This window comes from Paracoccus albicereus (genome assembly GCF_024359525.1).
Classification (GTDB): domain Bacteria; phylum Pseudomonadota; class Alphaproteobacteria; order Rhodobacterales; family Rhodobacteraceae; genus Paracoccus; species Paracoccus albicereus.
The window spans coordinates 521,069-543,148 of record NZ_JAKZEU010000001.1; the positions used below are offsets into that span (position 1 = coordinate 521,069).

22 protein-coding genes are annotated in these 22,080 nt (G+C 63.6%); 13 read left to right on the plus strand and 9 right to left on the minus strand.

The features are described from left to right. Positions 1–380 precede the first annotated feature (380 nt). The 4 genes from MLD63_RS02630 to MLD63_RS02645 all read left to right on the plus strand — a co-directional run bounded on the left by MLD63_RS02630 (position 381) and on the right by MLD63_RS02645 (position 3,467). On the plus strand, positions 381–1,232 hold the full coding sequence (locus MLD63_RS02630; RefSeq protein ID WP_255328277.1) for a shikimate dehydrogenase: 852 nt from the start codon (positions 381–383) through the stop codon (positions 1,230–1,232). Then, the gene (coaE, locus tag MLD63_RS02635; RefSeq protein WP_255328278.1) at positions 1,229–1,819 is read left to right on the plus strand and encodes a dephospho-CoA kinase; all 591 of its coding nucleotides are present in this window, start codon (positions 1,229–1,231) and stop codon (positions 1,817–1,819) included. Before MLD63_RS02630 ends, coaE begins: the two co-directional genes overlap by 4 nt. Continuing rightward, entirely contained in the window at positions 1,812–2,519 is a 708-nt protein-coding gene (gene dnaQ / locus MLD63_RS02640; protein ID WP_255328499.1) for a DNA polymerase III subunit epsilon, read from the plus strand. Before coaE ends, dnaQ begins: the two co-directional genes overlap by 8 nt. Before the next feature lie 69 nt (positions 2,520–2,588). After that, positions 2,589–3,467 carry a YihY/virulence factor BrkB family protein gene (locus MLD63_RS02645; protein WP_255328279.1) on the plus strand — a complete coding sequence of 293 codons (879 nt, stop codon included), beginning with the start codon at positions 2,589–2,591 and terminating at the stop codon, positions 3,465–3,467. Between the two features lie 10 nt (positions 3,468–3,477). On the opposite strand, the gene MLD63_RS02650 is transcribed toward MLD63_RS02645, so the two are convergent. Further along, positions 3,478–4,281, minus strand: a complete 804-nt coding sequence (locus MLD63_RS02650) for a response regulator (RefSeq protein ID WP_255328280.1) — start codon at positions 4,279–4,281, stop codon at positions 3,478–3,480. A 93-nt stretch (positions 4,282–4,374) separates the two neighbouring features. Here MLD63_RS02650 and MLD63_RS02655 point away from each other — a divergent pair, with 93 nt between their 5' ends. The 7 genes from MLD63_RS02655 (at position 4,375) to MLD63_RS02685 (ending at position 11,526) form a co-directional block, all read left to right on the plus strand. Next, positions 4,375–4,521, plus strand: coding sequence for a NepR family anti-sigma factor (locus MLD63_RS02655; RefSeq protein WP_255328281.1), 147 nt, complete (start codon positions 4,375–4,377; stop codon positions 4,519–4,521). A 3-nt stretch (positions 4,522–4,524) separates the two neighbouring features. Next, on the plus strand, positions 4,525–5,142 hold the full coding sequence (locus MLD63_RS02660) for an RNA polymerase sigma factor (RefSeq protein ID WP_255328282.1): 618 nt from the start codon (positions 4,525–4,527) through the stop codon (positions 5,140–5,142). Positions 5,143–5,154: 12 nt separating this feature from the next. Then, positions 5,155–6,942: a sensor histidine kinase gene (locus MLD63_RS02665; RefSeq protein ID WP_255328283.1), complete on the plus strand. Its 1,788-nt coding sequence runs from the start codon at positions 5,155–5,157 to the stop codon at positions 6,940–6,942. A gap of 95 nt (positions 6,943–7,037) precedes the next feature. Next, a complete protein-coding gene (locus tag MLD63_RS02670; protein WP_255328284.1) occupies positions 7,038–7,751 on the plus strand; it encodes a paraquat-inducible protein A in 714 nt (237 codons plus the stop codon). Beyond that, positions 7,748–8,428, plus strand: coding sequence for a paraquat-inducible protein A (locus tag MLD63_RS02675; protein ID WP_255328285.1), 681 nt, complete (start codon positions 7,748–7,750; stop codon positions 8,426–8,428). Before MLD63_RS02670 ends, MLD63_RS02675 begins: the two co-directional genes overlap by 4 nt. Positions 8,429–8,501: 73 nt before the next feature. Continuing rightward, positions 8,502–10,853 (plus strand): PqiB family protein, encoded by a 2,352-nt coding sequence (locus MLD63_RS02680; RefSeq protein WP_255328286.1) that lies wholly within the window; start codon positions 8,502–8,504, stop codon positions 10,851–10,853. A gap of 1 nt (position 10,854) precedes the next feature. After that, complete coding sequence (locus MLD63_RS02685) at positions 10,855–11,526, plus strand: PqiC family protein (RefSeq protein ID WP_255328287.1); 672 nt, start codon at positions 10,855–10,857, stop codon at positions 11,524–11,526. 100 nt (positions 11,527–11,626) lie between these two features. On the opposite strand, the gene MLD63_RS02690 is transcribed toward MLD63_RS02685, so the two are convergent. The 4 genes from MLD63_RS02690 to MLD63_RS02705 form a co-directional block, all read right to left on the minus strand. Continuing rightward, positions 11,627–12,076, minus strand: coding sequence for a hypothetical protein (locus MLD63_RS02690; protein ID WP_255328288.1), 450 nt, complete (start codon positions 12,074–12,076; stop codon positions 11,627–11,629). A gap of 150 nt (positions 12,077–12,226) precedes the next feature. Next, positions 12,227–13,993 carry a S8/S53 family peptidase gene (locus tag MLD63_RS02695; RefSeq protein ID WP_255328289.1) on the minus strand — a complete coding sequence of 589 codons (1,767 nt, stop codon included), beginning with the start codon at positions 13,991–13,993 and terminating at the stop codon, positions 12,227–12,229. After that, positions 13,990–14,196: a hypothetical protein gene (locus tag MLD63_RS02700; RefSeq protein WP_255328291.1), complete on the minus strand. Its 207-nt coding sequence runs from the start codon at positions 14,194–14,196 to the stop codon at positions 13,990–13,992. Before MLD63_RS02700 ends, MLD63_RS02695 begins: the two co-directional genes overlap by 4 nt. After that, entirely contained in the window at positions 14,187–15,173 is a 987-nt protein-coding gene (locus MLD63_RS02705) for a phosphatase PAP2 family protein (protein ID WP_255328292.1), read from the minus strand. The genes MLD63_RS02700 and MLD63_RS02705 overlap by 10 nt, the downstream gene beginning before the upstream one ends. Positions 15,174–15,389: 216 nt before the next feature. Here MLD63_RS02705 and MLD63_RS02710 point away from each other — a divergent pair, with 216 nt between their 5' ends. Continuing rightward, positions 15,390–16,961, plus strand: a complete 1,572-nt coding sequence (locus tag MLD63_RS02710) for a tetratricopeptide repeat protein (protein ID WP_255328293.1) — start codon at positions 15,390–15,392, stop codon at positions 16,959–16,961. Here the strand turns inward: MLD63_RS02710 and aroQ are convergent. The 4 genes from aroQ to MLD63_RS02730 form a co-directional block, all read right to left on the minus strand. Continuing rightward, positions 16,958–17,416 (minus strand): type II 3-dehydroquinate dehydratase, encoded by a 459-nt coding sequence (gene aroQ, locus MLD63_RS02715; RefSeq protein ID WP_439957617.1) that lies wholly within the window; start codon positions 17,414–17,416, stop codon positions 16,958–16,960. The genes MLD63_RS02710 and aroQ overlap by 4 nt on opposite strands. Before the next feature lie 11 nt (positions 17,417–17,427). Next, positions 17,428–18,252: a 3'(2'),5'-bisphosphate nucleotidase CysQ gene (locus MLD63_RS02720; protein WP_255328296.1), complete on the minus strand. Its 825-nt coding sequence runs from the start codon at positions 18,250–18,252 to the stop codon at positions 17,428–17,430. Next, positions 18,239–19,591: a TldD/PmbA family protein gene (locus tag MLD63_RS02725; RefSeq protein WP_255328297.1), complete on the minus strand. Its 1,353-nt coding sequence runs from the start codon at positions 19,589–19,591 to the stop codon at positions 18,239–18,241. The genes MLD63_RS02720 and MLD63_RS02725 overlap by 14 nt, the downstream gene beginning before the upstream one ends. Positions 19,592–19,654: 63 nt before the next feature. Further along, positions 19,655–21,391 carry a DUF2125 domain-containing protein gene (locus tag MLD63_RS02730; RefSeq protein ID WP_255328298.1) on the minus strand — a complete coding sequence of 579 codons (1,737 nt, stop codon included), beginning with the start codon at positions 21,389–21,391 and terminating at the stop codon, positions 19,655–19,657. A gap of 74 nt (positions 21,392–21,465) precedes the next feature. Here MLD63_RS02730 and MLD63_RS02735 point away from each other — a divergent pair, with 74 nt between their 5' ends. Beyond that, positions 21,466–22,080 carry an enoyl-CoA hydratase/isomerase family protein gene (locus MLD63_RS02735; RefSeq protein WP_255328299.1) on the plus strand — a complete coding sequence of 205 codons (615 nt, stop codon included), beginning with the start codon at positions 21,466–21,468 and terminating at the stop codon, positions 22,078–22,080.

Sequence of the window (22,080 nt, forward strand, 5' to 3'; positions counted from 1 at the left end):
CAATGCACTAGGGATACTGTGGATAACGAAATTAAACTCATACAAACAGTACATTGAGCTTGGAAACCCCCGAGGAAAAATGGATGACAAGTCGATCGATCAACAGGCGTGGCACTTGCCTCGTCAGGCTTTTCAACAACGGGACGAAATGTGCGTGTTCACTGTATGGACCGACGGGTTATTCCGACCCTTGTGTCGTTCCTGATCTTGTCCGACCGACTCGACCCCGATTCCCCCACAAGCTCGTCCACAAGCACCGCGGGGCATGAGCGCAACACACTGAGTCACCAAGGCAACACCACGTTCTTTGCCGAGGGTAGACGCCCTTCCCTGTGACGCGAGCACGGCGCATAGTCCTGCTTGAGGTTTCAGGACAGGACATGGCAGCCGAGACGCCCCAGCACCCCACCCACGTTCCGCTTGCGGGTGTCATCGGCATGCCGATCGCTCACTCGCGATCCCCGCTGCTGCACGGGCATTGGCTGAAGACTTACGGAATAGCTGGTCACTACGTGCCCATGGCGATCATGCCTGAACATCTGGCCGAAGTGCTGCGCATCCTGCCGCGCGCTGGTTTCGTCGGGCTGAATGTGACCATCCCGCACAAGGAAGCGGTCCTGACGCTGGCTGACGTCGTCACGGACCGCGCGGCGCTGATCGGGGCTGCCAACACGCTGATCTTTCGCGCCGACGGCAAGATCCACGCGGACAACACCGACGGCTATGGGTTCATCGCCAACCTGCGGCAACATGCGCCCGACTGGCAGCCAGATGACGGACCCGCCGCGGTGATAGGCGCTGGTGGCGCGGCCCGCGCAGTCGTCGCGTCGCTTCTGGACAGCGGCGTTCGTGAATTGCGGATCACCAACCGCACGCGCATGCGGGCAGAGCAGATCAAGGCGGAATTCGGCGCACGTGTCGTGGTTTACGAGTGGGCGCAGGCCGGCAACATGCTGCAGGGCGCCGCGACGGTCGTGAACGCGACGTCCCTAGGAATGACGGGAAAGCAGCCGCTCCGGGTGCCTCTGGACGCGTTGGAACCGGGCGCGCTGGTTAACGATCTGGTCTATGCGCCGCTTGAAACGCCCTTTCTCGCCGAAGCGAAGGCACGCGGTTGTCGCACGGTGGACGGTCTTGGGATGCTGCTTCATCAGGCTGCGCCGGGGTTCGAGCGATGGTTCGGTCAGCGCCCCGCTATCGACGACGATACCCGCGCCGCTGTTCTGGGATGAGCTATCGTCTGGGGCTGACCGGCAGCATCGGCATGGGAAAGTCGACGGCTGCCCGCATGTTCGCCGATCTCGGTCATCCGGTCTGGGATGCCGACGCGGCGGTCCATCGTCTTTACGCACCGGGGGGCGCGGCGGTTGCGCCGGTTCTGACACTGTTTCCGGATGCGGAAGCTCCGGATGGCGGAATCGACAGGACCGTTTTGGCTGCGGCCCTGCGTGCCGATCCATCGAACTACGCGCGCCTTGAACATGCGGTCCACCCACTACTGCCTGCTGACCGTGCCAAGTTCGCTTCGGAACACTCTGATGCGCCCATCCTCGTCTTCGATATTCCCCTGCTTTTCGAAACCGGAGGCGAGGCGCAGATGGACGGCGTCGCGGTTTGTTCGACCGACGCGGAGACGCAGCGACACCGCGTGCTTGCGCGCAAGGGAATGACGGCCGAGCGATTTGCAGAGATCCTCGCCCGGCAACTCCCCGACGCCGAGAAGCGTGCCCGCGCCGACTGGATCATTCAGACCGACAGTATCGATACGGCGCTGGACGCCGTGCGCCGCATCTGCGACGAGATCCTTCATGCTGCGTGAGATCCTTCTCGATACCGAAACCACTGGGATCGATCCCGACACTGGGGATCGCATCGTCGAAATCGGTGCCGTCGAGCTGATCAACCATCTGCCGACCGACCGTCATTTTCACGTCTACATCAATCCCGAGCGGCCGATGCCCGAAGAGGCGTTCGCAGTTCACGGCCTTGGTGATGATTTCCTGCGCGACAAGCCGTTATTTGCTGCGATCGCTGACGAGTTTCTCGACTTTATCGGTCCGGACTCCAAGCTGGTGATCCACAACGCCAGCTTCGACATGAAATTCCTGAACGCCGAGCTGTCGAGGCTTCGTCGACCGACTTTGCCATGGGCGCGGGCGGTCGATACGCTGGCCTTGGCGCGCGGCAAGTTTCCAGGCGCGCCTGCATCGCTCGACGCCCTATGTCGGCGCTTTGGCGTCGACAACTCGAACCGTGGGTTGCACGGCGCGTTGCTGGACGCGCGTCTGCTGGGAGAGGTCTACCTGGAGCTGATCGGTGGCCGTCAGCCCGATCTGGTTCTGGTGCCGACCGCGCCCCGACCTCAGACGGGCGACTTGGCGACAAGCGTCCAGCCGGGCACGTCCTATCGTCGTCCACGCCCCCTGCCACCGCGCTTGACCGAGGCAGAACGCGTCGCCCATGCAAGCTTTGTCGAGCGGTTGGGCGCTGATGCGTTGTGGCGACAACGGCCGGGATAAACCGCCGCGCGACTTGAAACGCTGCGTCCGACCGCCCATCCTGAGCATCTGTCAAGGAAAAGAGGGCCGATGCTGAAGCCGCTGAAAGAAATCTGGGCTTTTCTCGGCGCCATCTTCGAGCGGATGGACAAGATCCACATGGGTCTGATCTCGGCCGGCGTCGCCTTCTACGCGATGTTTGCCGTGTTTCCAGGGCTCGCGGCGATCATCGCGTTATGGAGCCTGTGGTTCGATCCGCAAGTGGTGATGCAATATGTCAACGTCGCCGATGAGTTCATTCCTGAAACCGCACAGGCGATCCTGCACACCCAACTTGAGTCTCTGCTTGCTGGCGGCCGCACCACGATCGGGTGGACGAGCATCATCTCCTTCGTGATCGCGACGGTCGCCGCCCGTGCCGGGGTCGATGCAATGGTTCGCGGTCTGAACGCCGCCTATGGTGTTCGGTCTCATTCAACGGTGGCCGGCTTCATTCTTGCCTACGGGCTGACACTTGCCATCGTGGGTGTCGTAATGCTGGGGCTTGTCACCATTGTCGTCGTGCCGGTCGTGCTGCGTTTCATGACCTATGGCACGCTGCAAAGCTGGCTGGTGACAGGTCTGCCTTGGGCCGCGATGTTCCTGATCGTCATCATCGGCATCGGAATCCTGTTCCGCTACGGTCCGAACGTGAAGACGCCGCGCACACCGATCTTCACCTGGGGCGCGTTGATCGGGGCGCTTTTGTGGGCAACCGCGTCGGTCGCTTTTTCGGCCTATCTGGGCAGCTTCAACAGCTATAACCGCATCTACGGCTCGATTGGGGCGGTCATCGCGCTGCTGATGTGGTTCTACCTGGCGGGCTTTTCGGTTCTGTTCGGTGCGTTGGTCAACGTCGAACTGGCGCGCCGCCGCAGGATTGCAGCCGCGCGCGAAGCAAGAAAGCCCATGCAGGTAAGCGAAGCCTGAGGCTTTCGCCTCAGGCGGTCATGCCTTCGGTCGAGGCGAAGAACATCGCCTGGCTGACGGCCGAGCGGACCTGTTCTTCGCTGTAGGGTTTCGAGATCAGGAAGGCAGGCTCGGGCCGGTCGCCAGTCAGCAAACGCTCTGGGAACGCGGTGATGAAGATCACCGGCATGTCGCCCATCTCACCCAGAAGCTCGTTCACCGCATCGATGCCTGAAGATCCGTCGGCCAGCTGAATGTCGGCGAGGATCAGATCGGGCTGCTTCGACTTTGCCAGATCGATCGCGGCCGAATGGGTGCGCGCGACGCCCGTCACCTCGTGACCCATCGCCTGGACGATACCCTTCAGGTCCATCGCGATGATCGTCTCATCCTCGATGATCATCACCCGGCCACGCAGCGCGCGGCCCATTTCCTGAAGTGCGATCTGCACCAATTCCTCGGCCTCGGACTGATCGACATCCATGACGATCGCGATCTGGTCGTAGCGCAGTTCCTCGATCGTGCGCAGCAGCAGTGCTTCGCGCGAGTTGGGCGTCAGGCCGGTCAGGTGCTTTTGCACCTTCTCCTCACGGCTGCCCGCGCTGGCCTCTTCAACCGGCTGGCCGCTCGACTGCCAGATCGCGTGAAACGCACGGAACAGGCCGACGCGGATGTCACCGCTTTCATCCATCAGCGAGCGGTCGGACAGGATTGCTTCCAGCGTCGCTGCAGCGTAATTGTCCCCGGCGGTCTGGCTGCCGGTCAGGGCCCGCGCATAGCGGCGCAGGAAGGGAAGTTCGCGAGCGATGGATTGGGCGAAATCTGCGGGAGACATGTTTGGTCCTCAAACGTTAAGTTCACTAGGAACTTTCGGCTACCCCTACAGGTTACCCAAAGTGCGCACAAGATTCCCGGGACTAACAAAAGCATGACAAACAAGAAGGAAGAGCGACGCCGCGTGGCCCTCGAAAAACAGATCGATGAGAACCTTCGGCGCGCCTATGAGCAGGATGTGTCTGAGGAGATCCCGGAACGGTTTCTGGACCTTCTGACCAAACTTCGCGAACAGGGCTGATCGATGCCGGTAGCCCGTAAGCGGACGGCCTCCCATAAGGGAAAGGCCAATGATCAGCAGTCGAGCGCGCATGGCGATCCTCGCGAGGATCTTGTCAGCCATCTGCCGGCGCTTCGCGCGTTTGCGCTTTCGCTGACGCGGGAAGGGGCTTCGGCGGACGACCTTGTACAGGACACGATCGTGAAGGCCTGGACCAACATGGACAAGTTCCAGCCCGGTACGAACCTGCGGGCGTGGCTGTTCACAATTTTGCGAAACACATTCTACTCGGCACGTCGGAAGACCCGGCGCGAAGTCAGCGACACCGACGGCATCCATGCAGCCCGGCAGGCGACCCGTCCCGAACACGACGGCCGTCTGGCCCTGAAGGACTTCCGCGTCGCCTTCGAGCAATTGCCTGACGAACAGCGCGAGTCGCTGATCCTCGTCGGTGCGTCCGGCTTTTCCTACGAAGAAGCGGCATCGATGACTGGTGTGGCGGTCGGCACCGTCAAATCGCGCGCCAACCGTGGCCGTCGTCGTCTGGCCGAGCTTCTGAACCTCTCAGATGGCGAAGAACTCGACATGACGGATCAGGCCACGCTGGCCGTGATGGTGTCGAACCAGCCAGTAACCCGGTAAAGGGCAGCCGGCGTGCTGCGTGGACTTCGCGAGAACCTCGACTTCAGCAAGACGCTGGGATTCCGTCTTGGGATGCTGCTGTCGATTGCGATTTTGCCTTTGGGGCTAATCTCTGTCGTACAGACGATGCATCTGTCGCGAGAGGCTGCGGCGAATGCGGAAATTGCATTGATCGGACGGACGGCTTCCGCGGCATCGGGCGAGCGGGCGCTACTTCAGGGCGCCTTGGGAACCGCCGATGCCTTAAGCCCTGCCGTTCTGGAATCGATGAGCAATCCGGCGGCGTGTTCGGAAATGATGCGCGGCTTCATCGAGCGCAGCGCAACTTACGTTTATGCGGGTTTCACGCCGCTCAGTGGCCTTTCCACCTGCCATTCGGGTGAGCCGGGCAAGACCGTCGATACGCGCGAGGAACCCGTCTATCGAAAGTTCATGGCAGAACCGGGAACGATGGTCCTTTCCGTCGATCGAGGCATCGTCAGCGGCCAAGAGGTCGTCGTCGTTGTCCACCCGGTCTTTCGCAATCGCGACTTGCTGGGATTCATGGGCGTCTCGCTTTCGGCCGATCTTCTGCGATCGACCCATATCATGACCTATGGCAGCGAGCAGGCCAGGATCGTGACCTTCAACCACAAGGGAGAGATCCTGACGGCTGACCGCGATGGCGAGACGCCCCAGTCGATCCTGCCGCGCGACATGGCACTGACCGACGTTCTCGCGCTTGGCGAGACGACGTTCCGCGACATGTCCGTAGGTGGCGAGGAAAGGGTCTTTTCGACGACGACGGTCGTTCCCGGACTGGTCTATGCGCTAGGCAGTTGGAACCCCCGCAGCACCGGCGTCGGCTTCCTGGCCTTCAGCCGCTTTGCCGGGATGCTTCTTCCGCTGGCGCTATGGGCGGTGTCGCTGTCGGTTGCCTACTTCGCGGTCTACCGGCTCGTGCTGCGTCACATCCGCGTATTGCGTGGTCAGATGCGACGGTTCGCAATCGGCAACCGCGACGCGCCGCCGCCGATTCTTCACGACGCGCCCGCTGAAATTGCCGATGTCAGCCAGACGTTCCACAACATGGCCCGCATCCTGATCCGTGACGAAGAGGCGATGGAAGAGGCGGTGACCGAAAAGACCGTCCTGTTGAAGGAGGTTCACCACCGGGTGAAGAACAACCTTCAGCTTATCGCATCGATCATCAACATGCAGAGCCGCGTGATCGAGCACGAGGATGCAAAGCGCGTGCTGCGCTCGGTCCAGGATCGGGTTTCGGCGCTGGCGACGATCTATCGCAACTTGTACCAGGCCGAACATCTCGACGCGGTCGAGGCCGACCGACTGATCGGCGACATCATCAACCACATGGTCAATGCCTCGGTCGATGCAGGGGCGAAGCTGCGCGTCAATACCGATCTGTCGCACCTGACGCTTCTTCCCGATCAGGCAGTGCCGTTATCGCTGATGGCGACCGAAGCCTTTACCAACGCGTTGAAGTATGCCGGCGTCCCGCCGGGAGAGGACTCTGCGTGGATCAACGTCACGCTGCGCAAATGCTCGGCGACCGAGGCCGAGTTCGAGATCGAGAATTCGATCGGCGAACGGCCGGAGGATGGCGACAGCACCGGGCTGGGTGGGCAGTTGATCGAAGCCTTCGCGATGCAGCTTGAAGGCGAGGCAGAGACCGGGACCCGCGACCAGACCTATTATCTGAAGATGGTCTTCCGGATCGAGCGGATCAGCCCGGATGAGGTGACAGACATTCGTGGCGTCGTTCTGACCTCTGCGGCGCGACAGGGCTCGCGACATTAGCTGAACCGACGTTCGGTGCGTTGATGCGCCGCAAAGTGATCGCCCTCCGCCAGTCGCAGCTTGTGGATTGAACCGAAGCGAATATCTTTCATCCCATGACAGATGACGCGCGATACGACATGACGACCGGCGAGGGCCTTGTGGTTTGCCCCCGCTGCGATGCGTTGTTTATCGAGGTGGAACTGGAGGATGGCGAAACAGCCCGTTGCACACGCTGCGAGACGGTGATCGCCCGTCCACGGACAGGCGCCTTCAGCCAGATCATCGCGCTCAGCTTCACAACGATGGTGCTGATGGTGGGCGCGGTCTTCTTTCCGTTTCTCGAAATCTCTCGCATGGGCTTTGGCAATGCGACCTCTATCTTCGGGGTCGTACTGGCCTACGCGGACGGTGTCCTTCTGCCGCTGGTTCTGGGCATGGTCGCGATGGTCGTTGCGCTGCCTGTGATCCGCGCCAGTCTTCTGCTTTACGTCCTGCTTCCTCTGGCCAAGGGTCAGGCGCCGCACCGTCATGCCGCAGGTGCCTTTCGGCTGTCCGAGCAGATGAGACCGTGGTCGATGGCCGAGATCTTCATCATCGGGACGTCGGTGGCGCTGGTGAAGGTGGCGGGTCTGGCGACGATCCATCTTGGCCCCGCCTTCTGGGCATTTTGCGCACTGATCCTCGTGAACGTCACGGCAAAGGGCTACATGTGCCAGACGACGATCTGGGACGCGATCGAGGATGGCGGTGCATCGACGGACGGCCGCGAATTGGTTGACGGCCTCCGGAATGCCAATCATGACGTTCTCGCCGCGGACCGCCCATGATGGGGTGGGGAAAAGCCGGAGAAGTCGATGACTCTGACGACGGGCCGCGGACGGTCCTGACCGCGCATCGTGCCGGCCTGATCGGCTGTCGTGCCTGCGGACGGGTTTGGCCCGAGGATGAGGTGACTTGCCACCGCTGCGGCGCCCGTCTGACGCCACCTGACCGGCGCAGCCTGCAGGCGGTCTGGGCATGGCTGATCGCCGGAATGATCTTTTACATTCCGGCCAATCTTTACCCGATGATGAGCACGCAGACTTTCGCCGGGCTGCAGGGCAACAGCAAAGCCACGATCTACGAAGGCGTGATCGAGCTGATCCACCACGGTAACTACGACATCGCGATCATCGTCTTCCTGGCCTCGATCGTAGTTCCGATCGGGAAGTTCGTGTCCATCATCTGGCTCGCGCGCGCGGCCGGCCGGCCCGCATCCGTCGAAGACGCGCATCTGCGACTGAAGATCTACGAGGTCGTCGAATTCATCGGCCGGTGGTCGATGATCGACGTCTTCGTGGTCGCCATCCTTGCGGCGCTTGTGCAACTGGGCTTCGTCGCCTCTATTCACCCGGGTCCGGCGGCCGTCAGCTTCGCCTTGTCCGTTGCCTTCACGATGCTTTCCGCGCAAAGCTTCGACCCAAGGTTGATCTGGCGTGGCCTTCCCCTGCGAAGGTCGCGTTGAGACAGGACCGACGACGCAGACGACGATGACGACAAGGCCGGACAAGCGGCCTGACAGGCGAGCAGACCCGGCGATGAGCGACAACCCCAACACCCCCCTGCGACCGACCAGCCCTGCGCGAAAGACCGCGCGGCGAGCGGCGGAGGCAGGCGTCAGCCTGATCTGGGCCGTTCCCATCATCGCTCTGGTGGTGACGCTGTTCGTCGCGTGGAACAATTTCGCCGATCGCGGCTCGCTGATCCACGTCGTCTTTACGGATGCGGCCGGTATCACGCCCGGTGAAACGGCGCTGAAATTTCGTGAGATCAATGTCGGCAGCGTCGAGTCGGTCGAATTTACCGAGGATCTGCGCAGCGTCGTCGTGGATATCCGCGTTGATCCCGATGTCGCGCGCTTCATCGATGCGGACGCCCAGTTCTGGTTGGTCCGCCCTGAAGTGACCGCCCGCGGTGTGACGCGGCTCGACACCGTGCTGACAGGCGCGTTCATCGAGGGCGCCTGGGACGATAGCCCCGGCAATGAGCAGACGACCTTTACGGGTCTCGACCGTCCGCCGCTGTTCCGCGGCGATCAGCAAGGAACGTGGGTGACGATCTCCACCGAAAATGCCGAGGGTCTGAGCGAAGGTGCCCCCGTTTTGTATCGTGGCTTGCAGGTGGGCCGGATGGAAAACCTCCGTATCGCCGAAAACGAAGAGACGGTCCTGTTCGATGCCTTCGTCGAGGCACCACACGACGACCGCCTCTCGACCGCGACGGTATTCTGGGACACGTCCGGCGTTTCGGTATCCTTGGGTACAAGCGGTGTTTCGGTCGCGGTGAATTCGATCGCCTCGCTTCTTCAAGGCGGGGTCGAGTTCGAGACCATGACCTCGGGTGGGCAACCGCTATCCGAGAACCATATCTTCCGCCTGCAGCCCGATGCTGAGACCGCGCAGAACTACGTGTTCGCGGGCGACGAAGGTAACGAGGCGCGCTTTACCCTCTTGATCGACGATACCGTCAGTGGGCTGGAGCGCGGTGCCGATGTGGATCTGGAAGGGCTGACCGTCGGCCGCGTCAGCGAATTGCAGGTGGTCTTCGCGGAAAGCGATGACGAACCGCGCGTGCAGCAGCGCGTCACCATTGCACTGTCCCCGACACGGATGGGCCTGCCGCGTGGCGCGGCGATCGATGACGTGACCAACTACATCGCCGATGCGGTCGAACGTGGTGTTCGTGCGCGGGTCGCAAGCTCTGGCTTGCTGGGAACCTCGCTGATCGTCGAACTGGTCGAAATCCCCGATGCGGAGCCCGCGACGTTGGATCTGACCAGCGATCCTAATCCGGTCATTCCGACCGTGCCCAGCGATCTTTCCGATTTCAGCGACACGGCCCAGGGCCTGCTGACGCGCGTCGGCAACCTGCCGATCGAAGAATTGCTGCAATCCGCCACAGACATGATGAACAGCGTCACCGCGCTTGCCAGTTCCCAAGACACGCGCGCGATCCCCGGTGGCGTGCGCGCCACGATCGATGATGCACAGGCGACGATGACCGAAATCCGCACCATGGTGGAAGAGATCCGCGAGACAGGCGCCGCCGGAAATGCCGGTGAAGCCTTGGCTCAGGCATCCGAAATGGCGGGCAAGCTGAACACGGCAGCCGACCGTCTGCCGGGAATTCTGGAATCGCTCGAAACGGCGTCGACCTCTGTCCGCGACGTCGATTTCGCTTCGATCGGGGCCGAATTGGACGCAGCGATCCAGGATGTTCGCGACGTGATCGGGACCGAAGCCGCTGCGGCGTTGCCCGCCAAGATCAGCACGCTTCTGGATACGCTCGACTCGGCCGCGGGCCGGATCGACGCTGTCACGGCCGAACTGCAGGAAGCCGGCACGGTCGCAAGCTTTGCCACGTTGATCGACGACGCTTCCGTTGCTGTCCAGGACCTTCGCGTCGCAGCCGCCGATGTCCCCGAGATGGTGCAACGAATCGACGACGCCGCCACCTCGGTGGACGAGTTCGAGTTCTCGGAAATCAGCGCTCAGGCCGAGGGTATCCTGACGGACCTGCGCGCAATGCTGGGAACAGAAGATGCAGAGCAGCTGCCGCGTAATCTGTCCAATACGCTCGAAGCAGCATCGGGACTACTGAACGACCTGCGCGATGGTAACGCAGCCGGCAGCCTGAACGGCGCGCTGGACTCCGCACGTGTCGCGGCCGACGAGGTCGCGGTCGCGGTTCGTGAATTGCCAGCGCTGGTGCAGCGACTGCAACAGACCGCGGCACGGGCCGAGGCGGTCCTGGCAGCCTATGGCGATCGATCCGCCTTCAATTCGGAGGCGGTCAACATGCTGCGCGAATTGCGTCGGGCGACGGGGGCCTTCGGCTCTCTGGCCCGCACGATCGAGCGCAATCCCCGCGCCTTCATTCTGGGACGATGACATGACACTGACCAAACGCATTGCCCTGCCGTCCGCCCTGTTGCTGACGTTCTCGCTGCTTGCAGCCTGCTCCGACCCGGAGGATACGGCGCGCTACCTGATCGACCCGCCCGTGGCCCCGACCCAGGTCGCCAACCGGCTGGGCACAGCCGAGCTGGTCGACGTGTCTTTGCCGGAATACGCCTCGGGTCAGGAAGTCTCGTACCAGACCGCGGACGGTGCCGTGCGCTCGAATCCGGACAACCTGTGGGCCGACAATCCGCAGCGGGGCTTCACGCTGTCGCTGGCCCGCGCGATTTCCGACGTCTCTGGTGCCACGGTGATCGCAGAGCCTTGGCCGCTGACCAATCCGCCCGACCGCAAGCTTGACGTGCGTGTGGAAAAGGCCTTGGCGCAGGCGGATGGCGTCTATCGCCTGACAGGGCGCTATTTCGTGTCGGACGAAACCTACAGCAGCGGCGGCAATCATGCCCGCAGCTTCGACATCTCGGTGCCGCTTGGGGGTGAGGGGACGGGATTCGTTGCCGCCGCGCAATCCACCGCCATTTCGATCCTTGCCCAGCAGATCGCGGTCCTGGGTGGACCCGGGTCCACCTTCGTGGCCAAAGCGCCGGCGGCAGATGAATTCGGCCTGCCGCCGCTTCTGCCTCTGGATGACGGCACCGGCATCTGATCCGGCAAAAGAAAGCGGGCGGCCCATTGGCCGCCCGCTTATGCCCGACAGGATCAGAACAGGGAGGGGGGACTCGTTACACTCTCCCGTCGGGAATGGGTCAGCGCGCGCTGTGGCTGCGACAGCGATCTAACAGATCGGCGACCGCACGTTCGGCAGACACCCGCTCGACCACAGGCTGCACGAAATGCCGGTAGCAATCGGGATCGGGCGACATCCAGCCCGGATGGCCCTCGCCACTGCAATCGGCGCAATCTGGAATGGTGCCCCAGCAATCGGGACAAGCGCCCAAGGCGCAGGCAAGCATCTCGGCATGGTCGATCAGAAGGCGGTTTTCACGCTCAAGCCGGCGCAGATCATCCTGGATGGGACGGTCGTCACCGGGGAGAGGAGCACCCGCCTCCGACCGTCCCGTCGTCGCGGCGCCCAAGGCCCTGAGAGCCCGCAGGATCGGATCATTCTCTGCGCCCTCCGATCCGGTGCCCAGGCTTTGCAGCGCTGCGATGACATTCTTCGAGTGGTTGCTTTCACGGTCAGGCTGGCACGACATCTTCGCTCTCCCTTGTCGCGGGTCTGGCGGGGTTCTGTGCCAGCGTTCCCGTGTGCGTCTCGTTGAAGAGGTTTTCGCGCCGCGCCGTGAATCGGGCGTGAAAGGAACACCGCCCGCGCGTGAAAAAGCCGTTAAATCGTCGCCATGGGTCTAGAACTCCGGTCGATTGGATTCGGATGGCAGGATCGGAACGGCGCCCGCCAGACCACGGCTTACAGCGTCCGCCAGGGCAACGGCCGCTGCCCGATCGTTCGGAACAGTGCCATTCGCCAGCGTGGCTGCAAGCCAGCGGGTGATCTGTGGCGCGCTCATCGATGTGCCTGTGCCGTATCGCCGTGCCCCGCTGTCGCGCCCCTGAACTGAGGTCCCAAGACGGGCGTCGCTCGGATCGACGAAGGTCTGGACGTCACCGCTGCTGCCGCCCCGATTGAGCCCGCTGTAGAACGAAGCGCCGCGCGCCAACCCGTTGGCAGAGCCGGCCCTGATCGCCGCACGACCGCCGGCATAGGCGCTGATCGTTCCCCGACGACGCACGATCGGTCGCTGGCCGGGCGACGACGGCAGGTCCAACAGGATCGCGCGATCGTTGGGCTCTCTCACTGTATAACGCGGATCTTCCAGCCTGCTTTGTCGCGCTTCCCGGTGGAACCCATGGATCGTTTCGTCGCGCTGGACGCTGATTTCGTAGGCACCAGAAGGTGCGGATGGGTCGATACGGATCGCCCAGTCGCCCGGCGGCGCGTAGGGCTGGCCAAGTTCGCCCGGGCAAGTAGGCGGGGCGATCACGGTGATCCCTTCTCGCCAACGGCCGCCTTCTCCTCGGATGGATTGGTAATAAGCGCGCGCGATCTCGGCCCCTGTCGCATCGCGCAGCAGGCTCATCTGCCCATGTGCTGAGAAGACCGTCGCGACAGGCTCCATCCCCGGCGCGGCGAGGTGGATCGCGAAAGGACGTTCAGGCCTGTTGCGGTGGCGTGGGCCCCAGATCTCGACGGCGCTGTGGGTCAGGTCGTCGGGCTGGATGCGCCAGCCCACCTGATCGCCGCGCCGGCCGACCCCGACAAGCCGCGCCTGCCTGTGATTGCCCATCGGCAGCACGAAGCGGATCGGTCCCAGATCAGAAGCCTGCATCGTCGACACCGCGTCGATGAAACGCTCCAGCAAGGTCGAGCCGTCTCGCGGTCCCGCGGAAATACCATAGCTGATGTTGATCACGACCGGCATTTTGACGCTGTGGGCGGGAAGCCCGCGCACATCTTCGATCATCCGACACAGCCGACGGGCACGGGTGATGATGAACATGATCGATGCGAGGATATAGAGCGGTGCGAGCACGCCCATTGAATCCTCGCTGACACGCGCAGGCAAACCGACGGCGAGGACCGGGTGATTCCGGCCCCGCGCGTCCCAGGGGTCGAATCGCGCGGCCAGCCCCAGCACGGAAGCACCGTGGCCGGCTTCATAGGCCGCCGAATGGCGCTGTGGCCTCGCGAAATCGACGGTTCCTGCCCGGCGATAAAGCGCATCTTCGTCGGGAAGCGTCGCCGCTCCCAATCGTTCCAGCAGCGCGTCGATCATCTGCCCGCGCAATTCGACCCCTGACGGCAGGTCGCCTCCGACAGGTGCGGCCGGATCGTGGACGGCATCCTGCGCCCAGTACGCGGCAACGCGGCTGTGACCACTTTCGGTTCTCAGGCTTTCATGCGCGAAGGGCATCGCGTCGTCGATCACCCCGATGATGCAGGCCTTGTCAGGATCGTCAGGCATGGCCTGCGGATCAAGATAACCAAGTCCTACGGCGCGCTCCGCATCGCTGTCGTAGGGCTTGAGTTCGTGGTTGATCGCATCCCGCGGCAGCACGCCGCCGGGATCGCGCAGGAACTGGCGGAACGCCTCGAGCATCGCCATCGCGATCATTGGCCGAAACTCCCCTCGATCATGTCGCGCAAGGCCTCTTCGGTCTGGCTATCCGGCGGCGGCGTATCACCGGGCGTCTCGGAATCGCGGCCCGAGCGTTCGAGGAAATAGTGCAGATACGGCGACATCGGCGGACCCTCGGCGGGGAATACCTGCTCGAGCGTGTCCCACGATGCACGGGCGGGTTTGTCTTTCAGCTCCATCGGTTGCCCCATTCTTCACTGGCGCGAGCCCAGATCGACGACCAGAGCGGCGCGACGCGCACCGGCTGTGCGGCGCCGAAACTGGTGGTCGCATCGCCCGCGAGCATCGCCTGCAATTCGGCAAAGTGGAAATCGCGCGGCCCGTGCGGCACTTCAAACGCCGAACCATCGAAAGTGGCGCTCGTCACTTCCTTGTTCAAAGCGCGTGCCATCAGGTAGCGCCCGATCTGAATGCCCAGGATCGCACCCGACGCGCTGTCGGCGGGATAGTGAACCCCAGCCACCGTGCGGTTGATCGCGATGCGGCAGGCCATACGATAAAGCTGGCTTTCAGGATCGACGCCCGCGGCAGGATCGTCGAGCAGGGTCAGCAGCGTCGCCAGCGTGAAAGCCTGTGTTGAGTGTCCCGAAGGATAGGCCGCGTGCGACGGACAGGAGATCATCGGCTGCACGCGGTCCGAAAACTGCGTCGGCCGCGGACAGCCAAGCGCAAGCTTGACCCGCATGACGCACATCGTCGCTATATCCAGACCGACGCTGAGGATTTCGCGGATATTCTTCGACCGACTCGGCTCGACCGGGCTGATGGCGGCGAAAAAAGCGATGATCTCGGTCGTCTGGGACAGGATTTCGGACAGACGATCCTCGCGAAGGTCCGCATATCCCCCGACCAGCGTCACCGCCGCGCGGAACTGGTCGACCGTCGGACGTGTGATCGTGGCCAGCGGTGCGTAATCGGCTTTTCGCGGGTCGGCGTTTGGAAGGCGGTGCAGGATCGTCGCGCTGGTCGCAGTCAGATCGGCCGGATTCCCCTGCGTGGCCTCGAACGACAGATCTTCGAACAGTTCGCCTGCAATCACCGCACCCTGATGATCGCCATCGAGTCGCCTGAACCGTGCAGCCATGTCGAGTGTCGGCGGTGAACCCGGTCCGCCCTGAACCTGCGCCGAACCGATGATGGCATCCCGCGCCCGCATCAGGGCTGCCGACAGCTGACCACTGCCCGGGCCGCCAAAGGCCGCCTGAGCATTCTGTGCGTTCTGTGCATTTTGGGCATTTTGTGCGTTTTGCGCATTCTGTGCGTTCAACATGGACATCGAGGCGTCTCTTTCCTTGGCCAAAATCGTCTTTGGCGTTAGTTTTCATGTGTAAATTCGCCCGAGGCAGCCTATCACGAAATCGGGAAAGTGGGGATGAGTAACGCGATGAGCCCGCTGGTTCTTCGACTTGCGGGCCCGGTGGAGTTGACGGGCCCCGGAGGCGAGACGCTGACCCCACGCGGTATGCGCGCACGCGCGGCGCTGGCGATCATGGGAACAGCACGTTGCCACAAGGTCATGCGCGCGAGACTGCAGGATCTGATCTACAGTGAGCGCGGCGAAGAGCAGGGCGCAGCCAGCGTCAGGCAGTTGCTGCGCGAAATTCGCATCGCGCTGGACGGCCACCGTGAAGCGCTGGTGACGGGACCGGGCTGGGTCGGGCTCGACAAGAATTCGGTTCGCGTCGACACCACCCCCCGCATGGGTCCCGATGGTCAAAGACTGGAATTCGCCGCCGATCTTGATGTCGCAGACCCGGAATTCGAGGATTGGCTTCGTGAGGCGCGCGCGCATCACGAGAATCAGCCTATCCCGGCCGAACCCGAGGCAGAGAGCGATCTTCCCAAGCTGATCGTCCAGATGCCGATCGCCGGCGATCCGCAAAGCTCGGTTCTCGCCGCAATGATCCTGAACGAGGCTGTGGCCCGCGCGGCTGATGTGATGCCGATCGACGTCATCCACGGTGATCCGGGATTGGCGCAGCTCGGCTCTGGAATGGAGCTGGGGGTGCTGGCGGCGCGGACGGATGCCGCGCTGCAGCTGTTCTTTACCGCCAAGGCCCGCCGCGACGGTCGAGTCCTGTGGTCGCGCCGCTTCGGTCTGCCCGACGGTGACACCGCGCGAATGATTCAGACCGTCGCCGGCAACGTCACCATCGCGATCCTGCACGGGCTGCAAAGCTTCGATGCCGCGCAACCGTCTGGTGCGATGCGTCGCCCGCCGATCGAAGATGTCTTCAGCTATTCCAGCAAGCGGCTCGCCCGCGCGGAACAGATGCTGTCCACGATGGACGCGGGGCCATCGCAGCCGATCGTTCTGGCGCTTCGGTCCTACATCCGAAACACGATGCTGTTGGAGCGCCTGTCGCCCGAGCCGCAGGCGGATGCGGAACTGGCTGACGAGCTGGCCATTCGGGCGCGCGAACTCGCGCCGGGAAACGCAACGGTGCTGGCCGTCAATTCGCTTATCGCAGCGTGGAAGTCGGAACCCGATGTCGCCTACGAAATGGCCCGCCAGGCGCGGATGATCGATGCGGACAATCCTATGGTGCGGCTTGCCCTCTCAACCGGACTCACAAGCGTCGGTCGTCACAAGGAGGCCGAGGCCGAGGCATCGTCTGCAGACGAACTGTCACTGTCCACGCTGGGTCCGGCGGCCTGGTATCTGCGCCGCGCCATAGCTGCGTTGCGGTCGGGTGATATGCCGACGGCAGAACGCCACTTTGCCGCGACGCACGGTTTCGCGCCGGAAAACCGCCCCGCATTGCGTTTCATTTCGGCGGTACGTTTTCAGCGCGGTGATCTTGAAGGGGCGCAGAAATCGCTGCTAGAGTTGAAGAAGATCGAGCCGGACTTCTCACTCGATCTGATGGCGAGCGACGATTACCCGGTCAAATCACTTCGCGACGCCGGGCTTCTGGGCGTCACGAAATCGGGACTGATCTAGCCGTCACCCGCACCAAGCAGGACCGCCATCCGATCGACCGCCATCACGTAACCCTGCACGCCACAGCCTGCGATCACGGCATCCGCCCGGCCGCTGACATAGGAATGATGCCGGAACGCCTCGCGCTTGTGGATATTGCTGATGTGGACCTCGATCACCGGGCCGTCGAAGCCGTTCAGCGCGTCGAGGATCGCGACAGAGGTGTGGGTGAAGGCCCCCGGATTGATGACGATCCCGTCCGCCGCTCCGTCGCAGGCAGCATGAATGACGTCGATGATCTCGCCTTCGTGGTTGGACTGATGGCAATCGGCGGCAAGCCCCGCAGTCTCGGCCCGGTCACGACACATCGCTTCGACATCGGCCAGCGTGGTCGCGCCGTAGATTTCAGGCTGACGCTTGCCCAGCCGGTTCAGGTTCGGACCGTTCACGATCAGGATCTTGTGCGCCACGCCCATGCCTCGCCCGTTCACTCTGTTCGATGATGCGGTGAAACCGGGCCGGTCGCCAGTGCGGCCAGCAATTCGGCGTGCAGTCGTGGCCCGGCGACCACAAGCCCGGGAACCAGCGCGCGCGGACTGTTGAAGCGCATCGCAGCCCCGTGGATGTCGCTGACGGCGGCTCCCGCGCGTTCAGCGATCAGCGCACCCGCCGCAATATCCCATTCCCAGGCCGCCCGCAGCGACAGCGCGGCATCGAAGCGACCTTCGGAGGCAAGGCACAGCCGCCAGGCCAGCGACGGTCGGAACTCACGTCGGAAGGGTGGCGCGATGCCGCCGACCCAATGCTGGGGTTCTGTCGCCGCGCGATAGGTCAGCACGCTCGCTCCCGCAATTGCAGCATCGCTAGGACCGATCGGCGCCCCGTTCAGCGTGGCCGGTCCGTCGGCCTGCGCCGCGTAGGTCAGCCCCATGACCGGAAGATGGACCACCGCCGCAACGATACGCTCGCCCTGCGCGATGGCCAGAGAGTGCGAAAAGCCCTGCTGGCCATCGATGAAGGCCCGGGTGCCGTCGATTGGATCGATGATGAAGCAGAATTCCGCATCGAGGCGCGAAGGATCGGCCTCGCTTTCCTCGCTGAGCCAGCCGTAATCCGGGCGCGTGCCTCGAAGATTGTCCTCGAGGAACGCGTTGACCGCCAGATCCGCCTCCGAGACGGGACCGGCGCCCGCGTCCTTTTCCCAAGCGACCGGATCTTGCCGCCAGTATTGGCGCGCAATCTCGCCCGCCCGTTCGGCCGCCGCGAGCAGCAGCGCCAGATCGGTCTGATGTGCGGTATCAGGCTCCGGCAATGGTCATGCCCTCGACCAGCAGGCTTGGCACCTCGATGCTGCGCCAAGGCTCGGCATCAGCTGCGGCACGGATGCTCAGCAGCATGTCGCGCAGGTTGCCTGCGATGGTGCATTCGTTGACGGGGTGGCTGATCTGGCCGTTCTCGACCCAAAACCCGGCTGCTCCGCGGGAATAGTCGCCTGTCGTTGCGTTGATGGAAGCGCCCAGCATGGATGTCACGATCAGCCCGCGGCCCATGTCGGCGATCAAATCGTCGGCGCTGCCCTGTCCGCCTGACAGGATCACGTTGCTGATCCCCGGCGAAGGCGGCGACGACAGCCCGCGCGACGCCGAGGCTGTGCTTTGCAGCCCCAGCTTGCGTGCGGTCGCCAGATCCAGCGTCCAGCCGCGAAGGATGCCCGCATCGACAATCGTGCGCCGTGCTGTCGGCAATCCTTCGGCATCGAAGAGACGTGACCCGCCGAAGCGGGGTCGGTGCGGATCTTCGGTCAGGCTCAGACCGTCGGGCAGAACCTTTTCGTCCATGGCCCGCAGAAGCCAGCTTGCCCCGCGTGCAATGGCGCTGCCGTTCACCGCACCCAAAAGATGCGAGATCAGCGAGGCAGAGACGCGCCGATCGTACAGGATCGGGAATGCGCCGGTGGGCGGCTTTTTTGCACCCTTGCGGGCCAGCGTCCGTTCCGCGGCAAGTTTGCCGATCGTCTCGGGCGCGGGCAGGTCTTCGGCCCAGACACGACCTTCCCCGGCATAATCACGCTCCATCCCCAGGCCCTCGCCGGTGATGGCGACGGTCGACAGGGCATGGCTGGTCCGGGCATAGCCGCCGGCAAAACCATTGCTGGCCTCGATCCGCATCAAGCGGCGTGAATAGGATGCGCTGGCCGATTCCACTTGCGAGATGCCTTTCGCCTCCAAAGCCGCCGCTTCGGCTGCAAGCGCGGATTGCTCCAGCGCCTCCGGTGTGGGCGCGGCACCGGGATCGGCGCTCTCCAGCCCCGCCGCATCGCGACGCGACGCCAATTCATCGGGATCTGCCACACCGAGCCATTCGTCGACCGGGGCGTGGCGCGCCATCGCCACCGCGCGTTCCGCCATCTCGGCGATCGTCGCCTCGCTGTGGTCCGACGCCGAGACGCAAGCCTGCCGTCCGCCGATCAGAACCCGCAGTCCGATCTCGACTGCTTCCGCCCGTTCGGCATGTTCCAATCCACCGGCGCGGGCATCGATGGCTGTCATTTCGGCACTGACGGCCATCGCATCGGCCTGGTCGGCACCGGCACGCCGGGCTGCGGCAAGCAGCGCGCCGGTCAGCGCGCCTAGATCCCTGTCGGCGCTCATCACGCGATCTCCATGAAAAAGGGGCCGAGCGCGTGGCCCGGCCCCGAAACCATCGTCGCAGGATTACTTGATCTGCTGACCGTTGGCAAAGATCTGGCCACCGTCGCGGAAGTCCAGTTCGGTCGTCAGCGTGTCGGTCTGACCCTCGACCGGTTTCGCAAAGGCCATCATCATCATTTTGGTGCCTGCCACCTGTTCCTGCGGAACCAGGCCCATTGCGGCCAGCGTGTCGATCAATTGGTTCACGCCGCTGAACCTGCCGGTCAGAGTGCCCACCGGCGCCTCGAAGCTGCCGCCCTCGGGAACAGTCAGCTCGCCCGAAATGTCGGCGCTAGCCCCTGCGACATCCAGCGACAACGTGTTCACAGTCACCGTTTCGGGCGCGTAGGGCATGGCTTCGCTTTGAAGATCAGCCACGGCGGCGACCTGTTCGTCCGTCAGTTCGGTCTCGCCCTCCTGAACCGTCGTCGCTTCGGTCATGCGGCGGGTGAATTCGGGATCGAACAGATCGCGCAGGACCGTCATCGCGCCGCTGATATCGATCGCCAGCGATGCCGGGTCGCGGCTGATGTTGTTCTCGGGATCGAACAGCGCCCAGACTTCGTCACCCAGCGCGAAGCCATCGAGACCGAACTTGAGGCTGAACGGCGCCGGCTCTTCGGACTTGGTGACGGGCAGCATCACGTCGAAATTGGCGTTAGCGATCTGGTAGCTGATGGCTGCCGGAAAATCGTTGCCCTCAAGATTGACCGAGGCGTTGTTTGCCTGTGCGCCATAGCTGATCCCGTCTTTCGACAGCGAGAATTTGGCCGAACCGCCCTCGTCGCTGGTGTTACCGGTGGCAGCGGCGGCTTCGCCGTTGGGATCGGTCGCGGCAAAGTCGAAATTGGCGGACATGGCCCCCCAGCCGAATGTGCCGTCAAGCTTCGCACCGCTTTGCAGCGCCACGTTCATGTTCTGGCCGAAATCCATCTCGCCTTCCGGGACATCGCTGCTGCCGGCGACGGTCACGTCCGACATGGTCAGGGCGAAGGTGCCGCGCTCGACGTCGCCACCGTCAGACGATTCGATCGCGCTCATGTCCGCATTCACGGCGATCTCGCCGATCGCCACGTCTGTCGTCGTGCGGGTCGCGTCCTCGCCCTCGGTGGCGTAGCTGCCGGTCAGGTCGCTGGCTTTGAACGTCACCGGGAACGCCTGGTCGTCCGTCGTTTCGAACGAAACCGTCATGTCGAGCGTGGGATAGTTCAGTTCATGGCTCATCGCCTCGGGCGAGCCGGAGGAGACCATCTCGTTGCCGGGCGCGGCGATGGTGATTGCCATCCGCTCCAGTGTGGGCGCGGGTTCAGTGCTGTCGCCGTCGGTGCCGGCATCGGCTGTCTCGGTGTCCGCGCTTTCGCCATCGGCACCATCCGTCGTCGCACTGCCGGTGTCGGCGGTCGGCTCGTCGGTCGGCGAAGCCTCGGTTCCGGCCGCTACGCCCGGAGGCGTGGCAGAGCCGGTGATGTCGCCTTCGACCACGGTGCGAACGCTGCCATCGCCCGCCTGTTGAAGCACGACCCGCGGCATCGTGAAGCTGACACTGCTGCCCTCGGCCTCGGCCGCGTCGATCGTCATGGTGACATCGCTCACGGTCAGGGTGTCGCCCGCTTCGTCGCGCGCGCCTTCGGTCACCGAGTAACCGAACTTCTCGTAATACGAGACGAGATTGTCCCAGACCTCCACCGGCGTGACCTCTGCCATGACCGGGGAAGCGGCGACGATCAGCGCCAGTGACGAACTTGCAACCTTGCCAAACATGTCCGATGCCTCTTGGACTGAAAAGTTGGTGGCATTGATGCCACACCGCCCAAGATTCTGAAAGGGGAGCCAGATTGATCCGTCATCACAGCCGCGATGGGTTGGCGATTCTCACGATCGACCGCCCCGACCGTGCCAATGCCCTGACCGCCGAAATGCTCGCCACGCTGACCGCGCGCCTTGACGATATCGCTGCCGGCGAGGATCGCGCCGTCATACTTACAGGGGCGGGCAAGGTCTTTTCGGCGGGGGCGGACCTCGATCAGGTGCGCGAGGGGTTGGCCACCTCGCCCGAATGGGAACGGCTGTCGGCCCGCGTCTCGTCGATGCCTTGCCTGACCGTCGCCGCGCTGAACGGGACCGTCGCGGGTGGCGCGATGGGGATGGTTCTGGCATGTGATCTTCGTGTCGCCGCGCCTGGCATAAGACTGTTCTATCCGGTCATGCGGCTGGGTCTGTTGCCCCAGCCCAGCGATCCGCGACGGTTGGCGGGACTTGTGGGCATGGCGCGCAGCAAGATGATGCTGATGGCGGGCGCGAAGATCACGGCGGACGAGGCGCTGGCCTGGGGGTTGGTGGACCGGATTTCAGCCGATCCGGTGGCCGAGGCGATCGCCTTGGCGGCCGATTGCCTGTCGGCCAGCGGCGACCATGTCACGGCGATCAAAGGCATGATCGGGCGCGGCTGA